This window comes from Pseudomonas syringae KCTC 12500 (genome assembly GCF_000507185.2).
In the GTDB taxonomy this organism is placed as follows: Bacteria; Pseudomonadota; Gammaproteobacteria; order Pseudomonadales; family Pseudomonadaceae; genus Aquipseudomonas; species Aquipseudomonas syringae.
Genome location: NZ_AYTM02000002.1, coordinates 2,252,807 through 2,269,975, shown reverse-complemented (window position 1 = coordinate 2,269,975; position 17,169 = coordinate 2,252,807). Strand labels below are relative to the sequence as shown.

The window sequence follows — 17,169 nt, the reverse complement described above, 5'->3', positions numbered from 1 at the left end:
TATAAGCGATGTGTGGTCTGACCGGGGCTGCGAGACGGGCAAAAGCGCTCTACACTGTTCAGCCGGTGGATGACCAGGAGGGCTCGTCGGTGGGATTGGGAATGTTGGAGTGGTATAGCGACGTCATGAGAGAAATTTCGGCGGCTCATGAAATCGAAAATCTGGTGTCGATCCTGCACCGTGAGGCCATAGAGTGTGGCTTCGAACATGTTGGTCTGGCCTTGCAAGCGCCCACGCCTTTCACTCGGCGTAAGACGCTCATCATGGGCACCTATCCGCTTGAGTGGCAGGAGCGCTATGACGAGCAAAGTTATGGTGCGATTGATCCTGTGATTGAGCACAGCATGGCCAAAGCGGATGTCTTGAACTGGAGTGATGTTCAAGCCAGCTGCCACCGACGTTTCTTCGCCGAGGCCGCTCAGTTTGGCCTGGTTCATGGAATGACCTACAGTGCCTTGGCGACCAGCCGTGATACGCACGTCATCTCTTTTGCTCGAGGCCGTCGCCGGGTCAGTCAGATCGAGCAACTGGAGCTGGGGGTGAAGCTGCGTTGCCTGAGCGATGCCAGCCGCCAGGCGTTGGCGCGGTGGAACCTGTCGGCAGTCGAACGCTGCGTCCTTTCCGACAGGGAAGTGGAAATCCTCAGATGGACTGCAGACGGCAAATGCGTCAGTGATATCGCCCAGATCCTGTGCATCTCCGATAACACGGTGAATTTTCATATCAAGAAGATCGTCGGTAAGTTTGGATCGCCCAACAAGGCACACGCGGCCGCACACGCCGTGGCATTGAATCTGATCTGAACGCTCGCGCTACCAGAAGAGGTAGTTGTCGTTGATCGCTCGGTCATGGGGTAATTGCGTGCTTTCAAACTTCGGGTGATGCAGATGGAGATTCTGGCGGGCAGCGCGAGTGAACTGGGCGACAGTGTCTACCAATCGCTTATACGTTTTCGCTACGAGGTTTTCATCCGTAAATTGCGATGGCGCCTTCCCTTGGATCAGCAGACGGCCCGCGTAGAGACCGATCAGTTCGATACTCCTCATGCGCGCTACATCGTTGGTCTGGAGGACGGACAGGTCGTGAGTTGCGCTCGATTATTGCCCACGCTCAAACCTTATCTACTGGGAGAGGTTTTTGCGTGGATCAGCGATGCTCCGTTGCCGGTCGATCCACATGTGTGGGAAGTATCGCGCTTCGCTGCTGCCAAACAGGCCGGTCCTGATGTTGGGGCTGCGCTCTTTCGCCATGCGCTGTTAGAAGCGGGTGCATCGGGGGCCGATACTGTCGTGGCGGTCACGACGGTGCAGTTGGAAAGATACTTTCGCAGGCACGGCATTTGGCATGAGCGTATGGGCCCGACGCACCGACACGAGAACGACACACTGGTGGCGCTGCGTTTTCAGGCGGGGCAGCAAGGTGCCTTGCCGTGCCCACGACATAAGATGTCGGCTTGAACCAAGCCTCTCGCGCGTTCACCACGACCCCATCCCAGGCACCAGTGACACAGCGAACTGACTGGGGTAGCTGCGCTTGACGGTTGGGGTAACGGATCTCGGGCAAAGATTTCTCGTCGATTTCTCGCAGATTTTCTTTGTACCATTTTTCTACTTTTAGCTCCCGATGCAGTTTCCAGAAAGGTCCCGGCATCCTAGCTGATCCTCTGCCATCTGGCAGGTGTCACCGCCTTGAAGGATGACCCTCAGCACCCTGCTAGCAGAGCAAGAAGCGGTTAGAGCAGCCAAGGCAAATATCGATACGTGGAAGTGGTGTCGGTCAAATCAATGTAAAAGGGCAGCCAACGCCAGGTAATCGTTCCATTGATTTTCGAAAAGCCGTATCTATTTCCAATCCTCCACCTCACACCAAGAGCCGGATGCGAAACGCTAGGGAGCTTACAGAAAGGCTGGTGGCGATAGTCAGTGGCAGGATTTAGCCGCATGTCCAAACTTTATTCCAAATAAAAATTCTTCAGATTTGAGCTTAGGTACAAACTTTATTCCAAAGATCGCTTTCGGTAGGTACGAAAAATCAATGACTTAAGCCGATTTTACGTACAAATTTTATTCAAAAGAGACATTTGGCTTTTCAAAACTCAAAACCACCCCCTGTGGATAAACCCTCGCAACTCGCTGATCAACTCGACCAGCGATACTCCCAAAACAGACCCTACCCCCACACCCCCGAAAGTCGCCCTCAAGGCCTGATTTCTTCAACCGATCGTTCCGACACTTTCGAAAACTTGTAAAACAGATTCGGCTCACTGACGACGTACAGGTTGCCTGCGCGATCCATGGTCAGGCCTTCGGGTTGGGGGGCGCTGTGCTTGAGGTCGGAGAAGGTACCCAGCAGTGATCGAATGCTGACGAATCGTCCTTTGCTGTCCAGTTCTGTGATCGAGCGCGACTGGTCGCTGAGCAGCAGCAAATGGCCGGTTCGCGGATCGTAGTAGCCGTCTGAAAGGTCGCGTGCAGCGACACTTTTCGTGATCCAGTTCAGCCGGTCGACGATTTTGATCTGCAAACGGCCCTGATCGATGGAGCGCAAGACGCCGGAAACCTCGAACATCTGGCGTGGATCGCGTTCCTTGATCGCGAACAGGCGGTCGTTGGCGGGATCGTAGGTTACGCCTTCGAATCCCTTGTTATGAATACTGGGGTTGATCAGTAGCGCAATGAACTGAGCTTCCTCGACGTGGATGGGGCGTGCCTGCGGCGGCAACGTGATGATGTCCAGTTGCTGGAGATCTTCATCGCACAGCACGATGCGACCGTTGCCCAGATAAGCCACACCTTCGGTGTCGTCGAAACCGATCAATGGGTAGCGGGCGACTATGTCGCCGTTCACGTTCAGCGCCAGCACTTGCATGGGGCCTTTGTTGGTCACTGCCAGCAGTCGGTCATTGTCGTAGTCGTAGGTGATCCCGGAGATATTGGCGACGTCCGGTGCAAGTGGTTTGGCGTCGATAACCACATGGAAATCCGGCAGCCAGATATTTTTGTCGGCTGCCGTATTGCCCTTTAACCAGGTGCGACCGTACTGGTACAGCTGTTGGGGGACTTGGAAGTGTGTCGACACGGCGTAGGCCAGGATCAACAGCCCGAGGGCAGCTGCACTCAGCACGAGTTGTGCGAGTGATACCTGCCTTCGTGCGACGTTCGACCACGTCAGGCGCTTTGCCTTGATCGTTTCCAGCTGCATGGCGTCAGGCACTCCCGCGTGTTGGGCGGCTGGGCGGGGGATTAATCAACATTCTGCTGCCAGGCGAAGCGATAGGCCTGCATCGGACTTTCCGGTTTACACAGGCCGTTGTCGGCATCGGCATCGACGATGAACCAGTCAGCTCTGGAGGTCTGACCCAGCGGCCGGGCTTTTTCCGGCAAGAAGCAATTGGCCAGTTGCTCGCCTGGCACCAGCGCAAAGGTGCCGGGGTGTTCTCTTAGCCAGCGGGCGGCCTGTTCGGTTGCCGACGGCTTGGCAAAACCGAAATGCACAATGGGTTGGCGTGCATAGAGCCAGTGCCCCTCGCGCCAGTTGACCAGCACCAGATCGGCACCTTGCGTGACATAAGCGGCCTGTTCCATCAGTTCCTTGTGTGGGTTTTGGCCCTCTATGACGGGTTCGACGAACCCTCTGGCGAACCACAGACCAAGCCAGGCGACCACCACCACCGGGACGATTTGCCGGGCCCTGACGCGGTCGTGGAACCAGCGTTTCAACAGCCAGGGCAGCAAGGGGGCCGCTACCAGCACCAGACCAGGCAGCGCCGGAAAGATGTAGATCTTGCGTTTGCCACTGGAGAGGCTGAAGAACAGCAGCACCAGCAACACCCAGCCGAGCAGTACCAACACCCGGCCGTCGTGCTTGCTCAACTGTCGGCGCCAGGCCGGGATCAGCCAGGGCAGCACCAACACCAGCGGCAGCCAATACTGCGGGATGACTTTGACGAAGAAATACCAGAAGGGCTCGCGATGGTCCCAGGCGCTGGCGTAGCGATTGGCCGTCTGGTGCAAGAGTATTTCCTGCACATAGGCGAACCCTTCCGGGCCGCCGTCACGCACGACCGAGATAATCATCGGCACCAGCCACAGGCAGCAGGCCAGCAATAACACCAGCAGACCCAGCGCCCAGCGCGCGGCCTGTCCAGGCATGGCCACCACACCGTGCCAACCTTTACGCGCGGCATAGGCGTAAGGGATCAGCATCAACGCGGGAACAAAACCGACGCCTTTGGTGATAATGCCCAGGCCCATGGCCGCACAGCTGAAATAGAACCAGCCCCAGGCCGGCCCGAGCAACACGTGGCGAACCAGACCGTAGAAGCCCAGCGCAATCCACAGGCACAGAAAACTGTCGATCTGCCCGGTGCGCAGGATGCTGTAGGTCTGATAGGTCGCCAGGAACAACAAGGCAGCGTACCGACCGATGCGTCGGTTCCACAGGCGGGTGCCCAGATCGTAGAGGACTGCGGTGGTTGCGCCTGCAGAGAGCAGCCCGGGCAGGTAAAGCGCGATATTCGGGCTGCCGGTCAGCCAAATGAAGAATGCCGTCGCCCACATGAACAGCGGCGGTTTGTCGGCATAGATCTGCGCGGCCCGGTGCGGGACGAACCATGAGCCGTTCTGCAGCATTTCCAGGGCAACGCCGAGAAACCGCTCTTCATCCACGTTCTGCGGCAGACGCAAGCCCAGGCCGCCCCCGACCAGTAAAACGGCCAGCGCGACCAGTAGCCATCCCTCGAGGCGAGGCGAAAGGTGAGTTCGCACCGTCATTGCTCCTCGGATGTCTTGGCCTGTCGGCTGATCAGCTGCAGGTTGCGCATGTACACCAGCAGACCAAAGGCCTGGCCGGCGATGAAGACCGGATCCTGTCGATAAATGGCGTAGGCCAGCAGGATCGTGCTGCCCAGCATGCTCAGGTACCAGAAGCCCACCGGGATGATGCTGCGCTTCTTGAATTCGCTGTACAGCCATTGCAGGACAAAGCGGCCGGTAAATACGGCCTGCCCGACAAAGCCGAGGATCAGCCAGAAGGTCTCGTTGTCCGGCTTCATGACCGCAGTTCCTGTGCCTGAACATCCAGCCGAGTCCGGCGGATCAGCCACCAGACGCCGACCAGATCAAGAATGCCGACCAGCGCGCGGTCCAGGTTGCCGTACTTGGACACGCCAGCCTGGCGATGACGGTGGTTGACCGGGTGCGTGACCATACGGCCGTTATGTCGCTGAATCAGCGCTGGAATGAACCGGTGCATATGGTCGAAGTACGGCAGGCGCAGAAACGCGGCTCGCTCGATCAGTTTCAGGCCACACCCGGTGTCTGGAGTTGCGTCCTTGAGGAGCCGGCTGCGCAACCCGTTGGCAAAGCGCGAGGCCCAGCGTTTGCTGGCGGTATCGCGCCGATTCACTCGGTGGCCTGCCACCAGCTGTATCGCCCCGGAGCCGTTTGCGTGAGCGCGTACCAGCGCCAACATACCTGGAATGTCCGCAGGGTCGTTCTGACCGTCACCGTCCAGGGTCGCCAGCCAGGTGCCGTTGGCCGCCAGTGCTGCGTGATAGACCGAAGTGCTCTGCCCGAGCGATCGCTCGTGGCGCAGGATCCGCAACAAGGTCAATCCGCTGTCTTTGAGGTGAGTCAGCACTTTCAAGGTGTCGTCTGTGCTGCCGTCATCAACGACCAGAATCTCGTAGCGTTCCCCGTCCAGCGCTGTGCAAATCTCTTTTATCAGGCTGGGCAGGTTGTCGGCTTCGTTTTTGGCCGGGATCACGACGGAGAGAAAAGTGGGCGTGGTCATGGAAGTCCTTGTTATTGAAGTGGCGCACAGATCCGGGCCTGATAGTGCTCCCGATACCAGTCGACGAAGGCCCTGACGCCAGTGTCGACCGAGACCTGCGGTTGAAAGTCGATCCATTGGCTCAGCGCACTGACGTCTGCCCAGGTTTGCAGCACGTCGCCCGCTTGCAAGGGCAGGTAGCGCCGCTCGGCGCGCAGGCCTAGCGCGGCCTCCAGGCAATCGACGAACTCCAGCAGCTTGACGGGCTGACCCCGGCCGATGTTGAAGAGCTGATGAGGCGGCTCGCTGCCAACCGCATCGGGCGGCAGCAGGCGCAGGCGCAGGATGCTTTCGACAATGTCGTCGATGTAGGTGAAGTCCCGCGCCATTTCGCCGTGGTTGTAGATATCCACAGGCTGGCCGGCGAGCATGGCTTTTGTGAACTTGAACAGCGCCATGTCCGGCCGGCCCCAGGGGCCGTAGACGGTGAAAAAGCGCAGCCCTGTGGCGCGCAGGCCGTACAAGTGGCAATAGCTGTAGGCGGTGAGTTCGTTGGCGCGCTTGGTGGCGGCATACAGCGACAGCGGCCGGTCGACGGCATCCTCTACCTGAAACGGCATGCGCGTATTGGCGCCGTACACCGAGCTGCTCGACGCGTAGATCAGGTGCGCCGGTCGATACTGCCGACAGGCCTCGAGCACGTTGATAAAGCCGACCAGATTGGATTGGGCGTAAACATTCGGCTGTTCAAGCGAATAACGCACACCGGCCTGCGCCGCCAGATGAATGACCTGTTCGAAGGCGTTTTGCGAGAAGAGGGTGTACAGGCCTTCGGTGTCGGCTATGTCCAGCCTGTGGAAAGCGAACCCTGGATGGCGCTGGAGTATGTCCAGGCGCGATTGTTTAAGCTCGACGCTGTAATAATCGTTGAGGTTGTCGATGCCGACGACCTCCACACCGAGTTCGCCCAGACGCCTGGCGACATGAAAGCCGATGAACCCTGCAGCACCTGTCACCAGTACCTTCATGCCGGAGTCGCCCGGCCACGACCAATGCCGTAGTAGGTAAAGCCTGCCTCACGCAGTTGCGACGGGTCGAACAGATTGCGGCCATCGAACACCACGCGATCACCGAGCTTTTCGCCGAGCTGGTTCAGATCCAGTACCCGGTAGTCCTGCCATTCGGTCACCACCACCAGAGCGTCTGCGCCTTCCAGAGCATCCTGCTTGCACTGCACCAGCTGCAGGTCGTTTCGCTTACCGTAATGATGCCTGACCGCTTCCAGTGCCTGAGGGTCATGTGCCTGAACCCGGGCACCGGCTGCCCAGAGCGCTTTGAGCAGGGTATGGCTGGAGGCTTCGCGAATGTCATCGGTATTGGGCTTGAAGGCCAGTCCCCAGACGGCGAAGACCTTGCCACTGAGATCACCACGATAATGCGTATGGATATTTTCAAACAGGCGGTGCTTCTGGCGGCGATTGACCTGTTCCACAGCGTTGAGCAACGCCGTTTCCACGCCATGCTCGCTGGCTGTGCCGATCAGCGCCTGCAAGTCCTTGGGAAAGCATGAGCCGCCGAAGCCGCAGCCCGGGTAAATGAAGTCATAGCCAATGCGCGGGTCGGAGCCGATGCCTAGCCGCACCTGTTCTATGTCGGCACCCACCTGTTCAGCCAGGTTGGCGATCTCGTTGATGAACGAAATCTTGGTCGCCAGCAGGCAGTTGGCAGCATATTTGGACAGCTCTGCGCTGCGCGCATCCATGACCACAAACTTCTCGCGGTTGCGACTGAAGGGCTGATACAACTCGCGCATCTGCTCCAGCGCTCGCGGGCTGGCCCCGCCGACGATAATGCGATCCGGACGCAGGCAGTCACTGACCGCGCAGCCTTCCTTGAAAAACTCGGGGTTGCTGATCACTTCAAAGCCGTCATCGCGTCGCGTACTGGCAGCGATCTCAGCGAGCAGACGGTCAACGGTGCCCACTGGCGAGGTCGACTTGTTGACAATGATCGGGGCGCTCTCGGCGTGTCTGATCACCGAGTGCAGTACGGCAAGCACCTGGCTCAGGTCCGCCTTGCCATCGGCTTGCGCTGGCGTACCGACTGCGATGAATAGCAACTCTGCAAAGCGACTGGCGTGTACTTCATCGGTCGTGAAACTCAGTCTCTTGCAGTCCAGGCCATTGCGCAGGAGTTCGCCAAGACCAGGTTCGAATATCGGACATATGCCTTCGCGCAGCGCGTCGATGCGCTTGCTGTCGACGTCCATGCAACACACGGTATGGCCTACTTCAGCCAGACAAGCAGCAAGAGTAAGTCCCACATAACCGGTTCCGAACACTGTCACTCTCAAGTGTCGCTCCTTCTGCTTCATGCATGAATGGATGAGCCGGTTTGTATTCAGGTGCGTCGGCAGCCTTAAATAACCAGCGCAAAATAAATGTCATAAAGGTGTTAAGAAACGATGACACAAGTTTGTCATGTAGCCAGAAGGGTCGCGGTCAGTCCTGTTTGCCTGCAGCAAACACGTTGCCGATTACTGACCGCGCTTCATCATGAAAATGAAAAACAGCCCTCCTAACAAGGCGGTCGTAATGCCTATCGGCAGGTCTTCGGGGGCGATCAGCGTGCGGGAGATGACGTCGACCCAGACCATCAACAATGCGCCCAGAAGGGTGGCGACAGGCAACAATCGTCGATGCTCCGAGCCCACCAGACGTCTGGCCATGTGCGGCACCATCAGGCCGACAAAACCGATGGAGCCGCACAGGGCGACCAGTACGCCGGTCATCAGTGAGGCGATCAGAAAAACCAGCAGGCGCACGTTGCGCACTTGCAGGCCAAGGCTCACGGCGGTTTGATCGCCGCCCATCAGCGCGTTCAGTGAACGACCCAGCCCTTGCAGCAGGACCCAACCGCACAGCACCGTGATAAACGGCACCGCAAGCAATTCCCAGCGGGCCAGACCCAGCCCGCCGAGCATCCAGAACAGCACAGAGGAACTGGCGCGGTGGTCGCCCAGAAACAACGACAGGTTGGCAATTGCCATCATCACGAAGGACACGGCCACGCCGCCGAGCAGCAGGCGCTGGCTGTCCAGGCGGCCTTGGTGACTGGCCAGCCACAACACCAGGCACAGGCTGACCAGCGAGCCTACAAAGGCGGCCAGTGGCAATGTCAGCATGCCAAACACTTCGCCCACATGCATGACCACGATCACTGCGCCAAGCGTCGCCCCCGAGGTCGCTCCCAGCAAATGCGGGTCGGCCAGCGGATTACGGGTCGCGGCTTGCAGAACACAGCCAATCAGTGCCAGCCCTGCGCCTGCCAGCGCGCCCAGCAGTACGCGGGGCGTGCGTATCAGCCAGACGATGGTTTCCTGACCCGCTGTCCAGAGCGGTGAGTGTTCGGCAGTGCCTAAGACTTTGAACATCAGGATACCCATCACCCGGCTCAAGGGCACGGGGGCCGCGCCGAAGGTGATGCACACCAGGCACGACGTCAGCAGCAAAAGCGTCAGAGCGATCAACAGGCCCAGGTAACGACGCGGCCGTTCGGTCAGCCACTGCGCCAGCGTCATCGCTTCACGTCATGAAATGCCGCTGCAAGCGTTTCGATGGCCGTGACATTGTCGATGCCTGGCGTCACCGCCACATAGGGCAGCACGACATAACGCCGATTGCGGATCGCGTCCACGGATTGCAGTGCCGGATTGTTTTCAAGAAAGTGCTGTTTCTGCGCAGCGCTGACTTCGCCGTAGTCAACGATCACGATCACCTCGGGATTGCTTTGCACGACCGACTCCCAGTTGACGTGGGTCCAGCTGGCCGCGACGTCGCCCATGACATTGCGGCCGCCCGCAGCGCTGATCAGCGCCTGGGGAATGGCCAGGCGCCCGGCGGTCATCGGCCGGTCTTCGCCGCTGTCATACAGGAATACCCTGGGCGGCGATTTGCCTGCCACGCGTTTTTCGACGTCGCTCACGCTGCTGCGCATCTGTGCAACCAGCGTTTTGGCCCGGGTCTGCACATCGAATATCCGGCCCAGATTGAGCAGGTCGTTGTAGACATCCTCCAGCGTCGCTTCGGTGCGGGGCATTATCTGGGCGCAGGATTCGGTCAGTTCGTAGGCCTGAATGCCCAGCGGGGCGAGACTTTGCGGCGTGACATCGCCACCCACGCGCATGCCATAGTTCCAGCCGGCAAAATAGAAGTCGGCGTTGGCATTGAGCAGCGTTTCCAGAGATGGATATTTACTGGACAGCTCGGGCAGCTTGCCCAGCTCGCGCAACAGCGCCTGGTCGGGCTTGTTCCAGCCGGTGATGCCGCTGTAGCCGACCATGTGCGATTGCAAACCCAGGGCAACCATCATTTTGGTGAGGTTCACATCGTTGCTGACGGCACGCTGCGGCGCAGCCGTGAACGTCACCGAGCGGTCGCAGCTTTGCACCGTGACGGGGTAGGCGGCATGCGCCATCGGGCTGCATAGCAACGCGGCAAAAGCCAAGCGGGCGGACAGGCAGTTCATGTCAGGGTATCCAGGTGATGCGTGGGTAGTCACGCAGAGGGTGGCTGTCGACCAGCGCCTTGGCGCCGAACACGTTGAACAGCATTTCCGGGGTCAGCACCTCCCGGGGCGTGCCTTGCGCAATGAGCCGGCCGTGATGAATGACACACAGGCGATCACAGAATGCCGCCGCCAGGTTCAGGTCATGAATACTGGCCAGCGTGGCCATGCCGAGCTGTTTGACCAGCCCGAGCAATTCCAGTTGATGGCGCGGGTCGAGGTGGTTGGTGGGCTCGTCCAGCACCATCAATCGGGGTTCTTGCACCAGCGCCCGCGCCAGCAGACAACGCTGCTTCTCGCCGCCGGAAAGCGTGTCGAACCGATGCTGCTCATAGCCCGCCAGCCCGACGGCGTTCAGCGCGTTTTGTACAATCGCGCGGTCGTGGTCACTGTCTGCGGCAAAGAACCCCTGATGAGGCGCGCGACCCATGTTTGCCACATCCAGCAGCGTCAGGCCGAATGCATCGGGAAACTCCTGGGCAACCACTGCCACGTGCCGGGCGCACCAGCGCGGGCTGCAGGACCAGATATCGCGGGCGTTGATGGCGACCTTGCCGCTGCGCGGGCGGCTGTAGCGGAATGCGCAACGCAGCAGGCTGGTTTTGCCGCTGCCATTGGGCCCGATCAGGCCGACGAACTCGCCTGCGGCGATCTGCAGGTCGATATCCTTCAAGGCAAAGTGTTCGTGCGTGCAGACTGACGTCTGTTCCGGTGCCCACGCGAGGCGTTCCAGCGCCAGCATCAAACACGCGGGCCTACAGTGACGTGCCGCGAGGGCGGCTCACCCGGTAGCCATTGCCAAGCGTGCTGACCGACCTGCAAGGCGTGCTTTGTGGTGACTGGAAAGGATTGGGAAACAGGCTTGATCATGGCGTGGGAAGGTCGCTAGGGAAGGCTGCGTTAAGAGTCTTTAATTGTTATAACATAACATTCGAAGTGCAGCACTCTCGCTTATCAACCTTCGATAACCCTCGGTGTATCGACCCACCTTTCGCAGGCTGCACCTGACCTGGACGATTCAATAAATCGTCCAGCAGCCCGGCGTGAGAAGTTCGACGAGATTTTCATCGGGGTCGCGGAAGTAGATACTTGATCCGCCCTTGGGCCATTCGGTGCGGCCTTCGATGGCGACGCTGGCCCTGGCAAGGCGATCAGCCCAGGGTTGCATCTCGTCGGCATTGATGGCGAAGCACACATGAATCCGGCCCTGTGCGTCGTGCGGTGGTATCTCTCCGCCGCTCAGGTACTGCGTCTGCAGTGACGCGCCGCGCTTGAACAGCAGCAGAGTGCTCACGCCGCCGACATTGAAGGCCACCAATGTCGCGCTTTCGAACATCACTTCCAGTTCAAGGGTGCCGGAATAGAATTCCTTGGCGTTCGTCAGATCTTCTACGTAGAGGGCTGTTTCGATAATCCTGTTCAGGCGTGGCATGTGTCGTCATCCTTTTCGGTGCGCTACGAGCCTGCATCGATCAACAGCAAGGTGTTGATCGATGGCTCGTAGCAAGTGTCACCGGGATGCTGACTGGCTGACCAATGCTCGGTTCTTATGCGCGCTATAAGCATGAACTATTGAAGATATTTCGGTGGGTCATGCGGGCCGTCGGGTGACGACCAGTTCGACTGCTGCAATACGGTCCACGTCCTCGTAGCCCTCTTCAAGCAGCTCTTCGCCGAAGACATCCGGGTCCAGTTCACGGTAGGTCCATGCCAGTGCCGCATGGTCGATATCGGCCTGCACCGCCTCGAAAAACGGATCGTGCTCGCCCACCATGGCCACGCCGGTGTAAAGCACCAGCGAGCCGCCCGGCGTGAGGCGGTCCAGTGATTCGCGCACGATGCGCACGGACAGGTCCGCGCCCAGTGCATCACCACCGTGGCGGTAGGCGCGGCGCTGGGTGTCTTTCATGTAGGGCGGGTTGGCGACGATCAGGTCGAAATTTCCACTCAGGCCCGAGAGAATATCGCTGTGGCAGCACTCCATATTCTTCAGCCCGGCGACCGTGGCATTGGTTTGGGCGAAATGCAGGGCCTTGGGGTTGATGTCGACGGCATGCACCTGAGCCTGCGGACGGGCGACCGCGATCAACATGGCACCGGCGCCCGTACCGCAGCCGATGTCGACGGCGCGGTTGATCGGGTGCGACGTGCCTTGCAGATGACGATTGATGGACTGCGCGAAGCGATAGGTATCCGGACCGAAAAATACCGAGTCTTCATCTGTGGTAGGAAACGCCGAATGCACCAATAGCAGATTATCCAGGCTGGAAAATCTCACCCGGCTTTTCAAGCCATCTTCCTTGCGTTCCAGAATACCGGCAGCCAGCAGGCCTTGAGCCTCTTCTACCGGCAACATGGATTCCGGTATCAGCCGACTCCAGCCGAAGACATCGCGCAGTGACGCGGCAGTACGATTTTCCGGGCGTTGATTGACGTGTTGATGGGTCAGGGGTGTGGGCGTGATAAAGCGATAGCCACTGGTATCAAGGCGCTGCGCCAAGGCAATCAGCGCGGCGCTGTCGGGGAGGGGATGACTCATGCCTGGGCTCCTGTCATGCGCTCGGCCATGCTGCTCACAAACAGACGCGTCGCGTGCAGGCCGGCGGCCGTTGCGTGTCTTGCTGGCGACATGCTTTCGATCAACGTGGACATTTTCTCCGAGGCGGGCGCAGATTCCAGTTTCCTGTGCAGTTCGCGAACGTCCGGATCAGCATCCGCCGAGGCAGGCACAGCAAGCTCAGGGGAGGGCTGAGCGCCGTCTTGCAGATTGCGGAAGCGCGAGCGAAAGGCTTCCGGAAGCCGTTTGCCGATCGTGGGTTGAGCGCTGCCATCCGACAGCCACTCACCGGCGATCCAGTCATGCACGAGTTGTTTTTCATAACCGTTGAAGACGCCGAACATCGGTGCACCGGCACCCTCGAACAGCTTCCAGAAACGGCTGTGCAGAGGGTCTTCGTGACGTTTGATCCAGCCCCTATTCTCCAGTACGGCAAGAAATTCCGGGATCTGATCGGGCTCGGCGAGCCACTCGTTGACGGTCTTGCCGTCGAGACGGCAGTAATCGGAATGCATGTGCTGACCGAACGTGCGCTTGCGCTCGAGCATGGCGATCACTTCCTGCTCCAGGTCGAACGACTGGATCACCTTAGTTGATCCCATGCCCAGCTCATTGAGGCGATAACCACTCGCGACACGACGATAAAACTCGTCGCGCTCCTGGCCGACAGGCATCAGTTCCAGGACGCTCTGCGCAGCCTTGCGCGCATGACCGGTGCTGGCGTTATCGATCGTCACATGCAGGGTGAAGTAGTAAGGGTCAATGCCCAGTTCATTCAGCTCGAATGATGTGATGAGCAAGTGCAGTGGCAGCTGTTCATAGCCCAGGTTGTAACCAATGACCTCGGGAAGGTACTGCTCGCCAAGCTGGCCCAGCGACAGCTGAATGGCACCCTGCAGGTAGGCGTCGTCTGCCAGTGGCGCGCTGGTATCGCAGTCCAGATCCGCCAGCAGTTTCCGATACAGGGAAACGTGATTCTGCGCCTGTTCGCCGTCACCGAGTTCCTCAAGGTACGTACGAATCAGGCCATGAAAGCGGTAGTCTGCCCAGCGCGGCAGCAATCCGTATAGCCAGGCGCCGTCGACCATTTTGGTCGGTGCAACTTGCTGAATGAAATACATCGCGTGCGCTTTGCTTTTGAAAAACCGTCTCGGTTTTCCTGCGCGGCGTTGCTCAAGATAGAGCGCATATTGATCAGCCACGACCCCTACGTTCTGCTCCATCCACTGTTCAAGCGCTTCAGGCTGGGCCGGAAGGTCGCAGTGTTCCCGCTCAGCCAGGGCCAGGCAGTGATTCAGAAACATGACCGCATCGTGTTGATGTTCGGGAGCACGTTCATTCATCCATGATTGATAGACGGTCTTTGAACGGGCTTCTTCAACGACGGTTTTGACGACGGCATCGCCTGTCATCACTTGAAGAGACGTCATGAAAATCGTACCTCGGCAGTTGAACATCACGATTGACGCAGTCATTCGAGACTTTCTGTTTTTCTGTGCAGCGTAGATAAGTGAGTGCCCCAGTACAGGGAAATTCAGCGTAATTTTCCGGGCGCCGATAGGTGGCGATCGTGCTTATTCCAGCGGGCGATGGTTGCGCGGAAAAAATGCATTGCCGGTCGGGGTTTACATCCGCAACAGGTGACCGCGGCATCGGCGTATGCCGTGTCCGATCAAAAAGGCTGAACGCAGGTATTTGAAGCCGGTCGTAACGTTTATGTCATCGATAACGATGACGTATTCAGCCCATAAAAGGATGACCGAAAATGAACAATTATTTTCGCATGAGCGCCATTGCCGTTGTGCTTTCGCTAGGTTCGCAAATGGCTGTTGCTGCTCAGGACGCTGATGATTTCGTAGAAGATGCTTCTGCCAAAGGCATCGCCGAAGTTCAGGTTGGCAAGCTCGCACAGGATGAGAAAGGTGTCTCTGCAGATGTGAAGGAATTTGCAAAGCAGATGGTCACGGATCACACCGCTGCCAATGAGAAGCTGGCTGCGATCGCAAAAAGCAAGAACCTTGAAGTGTCCGAAGACCCTATGCTGATGGACAAAGCCAAGGCGATGATTCTGGAGATGCGCGAGAAGTCGTTCGACCAGGCTTACGCCAACAATCAGGTCTCCGCGCATGAACAGGCGATCAAGCTGTATAAGGAAGAAGCCGAGAATGGCAAGGATCCAGAGCTGAAGGCGTTTGCAAAGGCAACGCTGCCTACGCTGGAGAAGCATCTGGAGCATGCGAAAAAACTCGCTGCTGCGCATGGCGGTGATGCTGCCAAGAAGTAAATCCTCTGCACCGCATGACGGGATCTACACCCTGTAGAGCGTCATGCGGGTAACGCTGAGAAACCATCATTACGTTTTCAAAGTGACTGGTTGAGGCGCGTGCCGTTGATGATCCGTTGGATCATCGACGTGGCAGGTCGTTTTCAAGAAGAGTTCCAACGCCGAAACCCTTGGTCGCCATCACCACTTGAAAGCCTCGGCGTGCAAGCAGTGCCTGCGCCTCGAAGGCACGAAGCCCTTTTACAAACACCCTGTCGGTCAACGCGCTATCCAGCTGGTCGCGAGGCGTGAGAGGTTGACTGGAGCTGAGTTTTTTCATGATTCCATTCTCCTGATCAAAACTAAGGTTGCCGTTTCAAGCGTCTTTGCCCTGGACAAAACCAGAGCCCAGGTCCGCACCGGTGATTGGGTTGGCGGCCGGGTCGGACTGGGTCCGTTCCTTCATCATTTCCAGCACTTCTGTATCTTTTTCATCCAGCGTGACCGAGGCCGTACCATCGCCGCCATCGACAGCCGCTTGTGGCGATTCCACATACTCCCAGTCACCGCCCTGATTCCAGGCGCCGCGTACATTGGGCTCGCCGGACATGTTGAAGTACTTGTTGGTGAATTCCGGCATGCCAGGCAGTTTGCCCTGCGGGAAGTTGGGCTGGATGGCGTGCAGGGCTTTTTCAAAAGACAACTGGTGTGCAATTTCGCGAGTCATGAGAAAGCCCAGCGCTTCTTTAACGCCCGGGTCATCCGTCACGTTCATCAATCGCTCGTAAACAATCTTGGCTCTGGATTCTGCGGCGATGTTGGAACGGAAGTCTGCTGTTGGCTCACCGATGGTATCGATATAAGCCGCTGTAAAGGGCACGCCGGCAGAGTTGGTCAATGGCGCACCGGAGCCGTACAGCAGGCTAGTGATGTGTGAGTCATTGCCGTTACCGTTGATAGAGCGATACAACTCGCCTTCTTCTTCGATGCCTTCAGCCAATTGACCTTTAGCGCCCTTATTGAGCATGACAATAATGGAACCCACAATTTCAAGGTGGCTCAGTTCTTCGGTGGCGATATCCATCAGCAGGTCTTTACGGCCTGGGTCTTCTTCGCTCAACCCTTGAGTGAAATAGCGTCCGGCTGCAGCCAGTTCACCCTGAGCCCCGCCGAACTGCTCAAGCAGAAGGTTGGCCAGTCCAGGATTGGGTCTTGCTACACGTACGGTATATTGAAGTCGCTTGTTATACATGAACATGTCGTATCCTCAGGCTTTGATCTCTCGGGAAGCGTCAACCCATGTGCATGGGCTCGATTCAACGCAGTCACAGGTTATGAGAGACTGAAGAGCACGATCGTTACTGCTAACTTTTTTAAAAAGGACCGACGGTGTTTAAACTGCAGTTCAATAGAAATTGATTATTCCCCCGGCGTCGCTGAATGGACGTTCATCGTGGCGGAGAAGCCTACTTGGACTGACCTGTAGGCGCTCACTGTTCAAGGTAGGAAACAGCGTGAAAAGCGCTGTTATAAACAAACTCTATCGTCAACTAAACCCCAGAGTTCAGTTATAAGGACACATAGCTTATGGCTATATGACATCATTTAAATGATGGTATTAATATTTTGAATTTTTTGAAACTGCTGTGATCTGTTTTGCGAGTCGACAAAGCAGGAGCACCCCAATGGCTGATGAAAAACACTACCGTATCGATTACCTGCTGCATGGCAGTTACAAGACGTTCTACATAAGGGCAGGTGCCATGGACAACAAAGAGGCCTGGCACTGGGCTTCAGTGGATGCCGGGTTCGGTGCGATCCCCAAGTACCGTTCCGACCCGGTGCCGAAGCTGAGTAAGCCTCAGGCGGAAAAGCTCGGTCTGTCGAACGTGGAGTGGGCGAGGGCTTGAATAGCCCTCGATCACCTCGATACGACGCTTACCGTCGTGCGTCACCGTGGCGCACGACGGTATTACCCTTTTGCAAAGTCTACGGTCGCCAGACTGTCAGA

At 57.9% G+C, this 17,169-nt stretch carries 18 protein-coding genes; 4 read left to right on the top strand and 14 right to left on the bottom strand.

Annotated elements, in window-relative coordinates; translation table 11 throughout:
- Window positions 1-8 precede the first annotated feature (8 nt).
- Together V476_RS10475 and V476_RS10470 are read left to right on the top strand one after the other, a co-directional pair.
- Entirely contained in the window at window positions 9-803 is a 795-nt protein-coding gene (locus tag V476_RS10475) for an autoinducer binding domain-containing protein (RefSeq protein ID WP_080278387.1), read from the top strand.
- Between the two features lie 84 nt (window positions 804-887).
- Window positions 888-1,457 (top strand): acyl-homoserine-lactone synthase, encoded by a 570-nt coding sequence (locus V476_RS10470; RefSeq protein WP_024959005.1) that lies wholly within the window; start codon window positions 888-890, stop codon window positions 1,455-1,457.
- Between the two features lie 739 nt (window positions 1,458-2,196).
- Here V476_RS10470 and V476_RS10465 read toward each other — a convergent pair.
- From V476_RS10465 to V476_RS10410, 12 genes are all read right to left on the bottom strand, one after another.
- Complete coding sequence (locus tag V476_RS10465; RefSeq protein WP_024959006.1) at window positions 2,197-3,201, bottom strand: SdiA-regulated domain-containing protein; 1,005 nt, start codon at window positions 3,199-3,201, stop codon at window positions 2,197-2,199.
- 41 nt (window positions 3,202-3,242) lie between these two features.
- Window positions 3,243-4,772 (bottom strand): ArnT family glycosyltransferase, encoded by a 1,530-nt coding sequence (locus V476_RS10460; protein ID WP_024959007.1) that lies wholly within the window; start codon window positions 4,770-4,772, stop codon window positions 3,243-3,245.
- Window positions 4,769-5,053, bottom strand: a complete 285-nt coding sequence (locus V476_RS10455; protein ID WP_003316004.1) for a lipid-A-disaccharide synthase N-terminal domain-containing protein — start codon at window positions 5,051-5,053, stop codon at window positions 4,769-4,771. The genes V476_RS10460 and V476_RS10455 overlap by 4 nt, the downstream gene beginning before the upstream one ends.
- The gene (locus V476_RS10450) at window positions 5,050-5,793 is read right to left on the bottom strand and encodes a glycosyltransferase family 2 protein (protein ID WP_003316005.1); all 744 of its coding nucleotides are present in this window, start codon (window positions 5,791-5,793) and stop codon (window positions 5,050-5,052) included. Before V476_RS10450 ends, V476_RS10455 begins: the two co-directional genes overlap by 4 nt.
- Before the next feature lie 11 nt (window positions 5,794-5,804).
- Entirely contained in the window at window positions 5,805-6,800 is a 996-nt protein-coding gene (locus tag V476_RS10445) for an NAD-dependent epimerase/dehydratase family protein (protein WP_024959008.1), read from the bottom strand.
- A complete protein-coding gene (locus V476_RS10440) occupies window positions 6,797-8,125 on the bottom strand; it encodes a UDP-glucose dehydrogenase family protein (RefSeq protein ID WP_024959009.1) in 1,329 nt (442 codons plus the stop codon). Before V476_RS10440 ends, V476_RS10445 begins: the two co-directional genes overlap by 4 nt.
- A gap of 183 nt (window positions 8,126-8,308) precedes the next feature.
- Entirely contained in the window at window positions 8,309-9,352 is a 1,044-nt protein-coding gene (locus V476_RS10435) for a FecCD family ABC transporter permease (protein ID WP_024959010.1), read from the bottom strand.
- The gene (locus V476_RS10430) at window positions 9,349-10,299 is read right to left on the bottom strand and encodes an ABC transporter substrate-binding protein (RefSeq protein ID WP_024959011.1); all 951 of its coding nucleotides are present in this window, start codon (window positions 10,297-10,299) and stop codon (window positions 9,349-9,351) included. Before V476_RS10430 ends, V476_RS10435 begins: the two co-directional genes overlap by 4 nt.
- 1 nt (window position 10,300) lies before the next feature.
- Complete coding sequence (locus V476_RS10425) at window positions 10,301-11,080, bottom strand: ABC transporter ATP-binding protein (RefSeq protein WP_024959012.1); 780 nt, start codon at window positions 11,078-11,080, stop codon at window positions 10,301-10,303.
- Window positions 11,081-11,356: 276 nt separating this feature from the next.
- Window positions 11,357-11,770, bottom strand: coding sequence for a VOC family protein (locus tag V476_RS10420; protein ID WP_024959013.1), 414 nt, complete (start codon window positions 11,768-11,770; stop codon window positions 11,357-11,359).
- A gap of 159 nt (window positions 11,771-11,929) precedes the next feature.
- Window positions 11,930-12,877, bottom strand: coding sequence for a methyltransferase (locus V476_RS10415; RefSeq protein WP_024959014.1), 948 nt, complete (start codon window positions 12,875-12,877; stop codon window positions 11,930-11,932).
- Entirely contained in the window at window positions 12,874-14,325 is a 1,452-nt protein-coding gene (locus V476_RS10410; RefSeq protein ID WP_024959015.1) for an iron-containing redox enzyme family protein, read from the bottom strand. The genes V476_RS10415 and V476_RS10410 overlap by 4 nt, the downstream gene beginning before the upstream one ends.
- Before the next feature lie 335 nt (window positions 14,326-14,660).
- Between V476_RS10410 and V476_RS10405 the strand changes: the two genes are divergently transcribed.
- Window positions 14,661-15,179, top strand: coding sequence for a DUF4142 domain-containing protein (locus V476_RS10405; RefSeq protein WP_003401379.1), 519 nt, complete (start codon window positions 14,661-14,663; stop codon window positions 15,177-15,179).
- A 121-nt stretch (window positions 15,180-15,300) separates the two neighbouring features.
- On the opposite strand, the gene V476_RS10400 is transcribed toward V476_RS10405, so the two are convergent.
- Entirely contained in the window at window positions 15,301-15,498 is a 198-nt protein-coding gene (locus tag V476_RS10400) for a hypothetical protein (protein WP_024959016.1), read from the bottom strand.
- A gap of 36 nt (window positions 15,499-15,534) precedes the next feature.
- The gene (locus V476_RS10395) at window positions 15,535-16,416 is read right to left on the bottom strand and encodes a manganese catalase family protein (RefSeq protein ID WP_003340229.1); all 882 of its coding nucleotides are present in this window, start codon (window positions 16,414-16,416) and stop codon (window positions 15,535-15,537) included.
- Window positions 16,417-16,843: 427 nt separating this feature from the next.
- On the opposite strand from V476_RS10395, the gene V476_RS10390 reads away from it, so the two are divergent.
- The gene (locus V476_RS10390; RefSeq protein WP_003316018.1) at window positions 16,844-17,068 is read left to right on the top strand and encodes a DUF6555 family protein; all 225 of its coding nucleotides are present in this window, start codon (window positions 16,844-16,846) and stop codon (window positions 17,066-17,068) included.
- Window positions 17,069-17,169 lie beyond the last annotated feature (101 nt).

Coding starts and splice junctions, on each gene's coding strand:
- V476_RS10475 (WP_080278387.1), top strand. CDS start 9: ATGTGTGGTCTGACCGGGGCTGCGAGACGGGCAAAAGCGCTCTACACT.
- V476_RS10470 (WP_024959005.1), top strand. CDS start 888: ATGGAGATTCTGGCGGGCAGCGCGAGTGAACTGGGCGACAGTGTCTAC.
- V476_RS10465 (WP_024959006.1), bottom strand. CDS start 3,201: ATGCAGCTGGAAACGATCAAGGCAAAGCGCCTGACGTGGTCGAACGTC.
- V476_RS10460 (WP_024959007.1), bottom strand. CDS start 4,772: ATGACGGTGCGAACTCACCTTTCGCCTCGCCTCGAGGGATGGCTACTG.
- V476_RS10455 (WP_003316004.1), bottom strand. CDS start 5,053: ATGAAGCCGGACAACGAGACCTTCTGGCTGATCCTCGGCTTTGTCGGG.
- V476_RS10450 (WP_003316005.1), bottom strand. CDS start 5,793: ATGACCACGCCCACTTTTCTCTCCGTCGTGATCCCGGCCAAAAACGAA.
- V476_RS10445 (WP_024959008.1), bottom strand. CDS start 6,800: ATGAAGGTACTGGTGACAGGTGCTGCAGGGTTCATCGGCTTTCATGTC.
- V476_RS10435 (WP_024959010.1), bottom strand. CDS start 9,352: ATGACGCTGGCGCAGTGGCTGACCGAACGGCCGCGTCGTTACCTGGGC.
- V476_RS10430 (WP_024959011.1), bottom strand. CDS start 10,299: ATGAACTGCCTGTCCGCCCGCTTGGCTTTTGCCGCGTTGCTATGCAGC.
- V476_RS10425 (WP_024959012.1), bottom strand. CDS start 11,080: ATGCTGGCGCTGGAACGCCTCGCGTGGGCACCGGAACAGACGTCAGTC.
- V476_RS10420 (WP_024959013.1), bottom strand. CDS start 11,770: ATGCCACGCCTGAACAGGATTATCGAAACAGCCCTCTACGTAGAAGAT.
- V476_RS10415 (WP_024959014.1), bottom strand. CDS start 12,877: ATGAGTCATCCCCTCCCCGACAGCGCCGCGCTGATTGCCTTGGCGCAG.
- V476_RS10410 (WP_024959015.1), bottom strand. CDS start 14,325: ATGACGTCTCTTCAAGTGATGACAGGCGATGCCGTCGTCAAAACCGTC.
- V476_RS10405 (WP_003401379.1), top strand. CDS start 14,661: ATGAACAATTATTTTCGCATGAGCGCCATTGCCGTTGTGCTTTCGCTA.
- V476_RS10400 (WP_024959016.1), bottom strand. CDS start 15,498: ATGAAAAAACTCAGCTCCAGTCAACCTCTCACGCCTCGCGACCAGCTG.
- V476_RS10395 (WP_003340229.1), bottom strand. CDS start 16,416: ATGTTCATGTATAACAAGCGACTTCAATATACCGTACGTGTAGCAAGA.
- V476_RS10390 (WP_003316018.1), top strand. CDS start 16,844: ATGGCTGATGAAAAACACTACCGTATCGATTACCTGCTGCATGGCAGT.